We start from the raw sequence: 1,108 nt of genomic DNA on the forward strand, positions 1-1,108 counted from the left end.
GCGCTGCCGGTTCTCTTACTGGCGTTGTCGGTACACTGATTACCAATGGTTCAACCGCTTCTGGTCTGGTTCAACATGCAGTTGGTGACCTGACTGATGTCGGCGGATTGCTAGGTGGAATTACTGGTGGCATTGGTGGCGGTGAAGGTGGTCCTTTAGGTGCTATCACAGGCATCATTGGTGGCATTACCGGTGGTATCGGTGGCGGTGAAGGCGGTCCTTTAGGTGCTATCACAGGCATCATTGGTGGCATTACCGGTGGTATCGGTATCGGTGGCGGTGAAGGCGGTCCTCTTGGTTCAATCACTGACATTATCGGCGGTATTACGGGCGGTATCGGTGGTGGTGAAGGCGGTCCTTTAGGTTCAATCACTGACATCATCGGTAGTATTACCGGTGGTATCGGCGGTGGTGAAGGCGGTCCTTTAGGTGCAATCACTGGAATCATTGGCGGCATCACTGGCGGTGACCTAGGCAACAATCCGGTTACAGGCGTAATTCAGACTGGTATTGATGTACTCCAAGGCGTTGAAAGTCTGAAAACCGATATTATCAACACCGGTATTAGCACGGTCGGCGGTGCAATTGGTAGCGTGCTTCCAGGTGTTCATCCAGTGACTGATCTGACCAATCTCGGTACCCTCACCTTTGAAACTTCTCGCGATACCGTAAACGGCACACTTGAAGCCATCTCTGATCTGGCAGGCGCTGATATTGGTGGCGCTGCCGGTTCTCTTACTGGCGTTGTCGGTACACTGATTACCAATGGTTCAACCGCTTCTGGTCTGGTTCAACACGCAGTCGGTGACCTGACTGATGTCGGTGGCCTGCTTGGTGGTATTACCGGCGGTATCGGTGGTGGTGAAGGTGGTCCTTTAGGTGCAATCACAGGCATCATTGGTGGCATTACCGGTGGTATCGGTGGTGGTGAAGGCGGTCCTTTAGGTTCAATTACTGACATCATCGGCGGTATTACTGGTGGTATCGGTGGTGGTGAAGGCGGTCCTCTAGGTTCGATCACTGACATTATCGGCGGTATTACGGGTGGTATCAGTGGTGGTGAAGGCGGTCCTTTAGGTTCAATTACTGACATCATCGGCGGTATTAC

At 52.7% G+C, this 1,108-nt stretch carries 1 protein-coding gene; it reads left to right on the top strand.

What is annotated here, in order from left to right; translation table 11 throughout:
- Positions 1 to 1,108: agmatine deiminase (locus ACNQO6_RS18355; RefSeq protein ID WP_440209904.1), on the top strand; the 1,108-nt coding region annotated here is incomplete at both ends.

The sequence above is a fragment of the Acinetobacter calcoaceticus genome, assembly GCF_051947995.1.
Lineage (GTDB): Bacteria > Pseudomonadota > Gammaproteobacteria > Pseudomonadales > Moraxellaceae > Acinetobacter.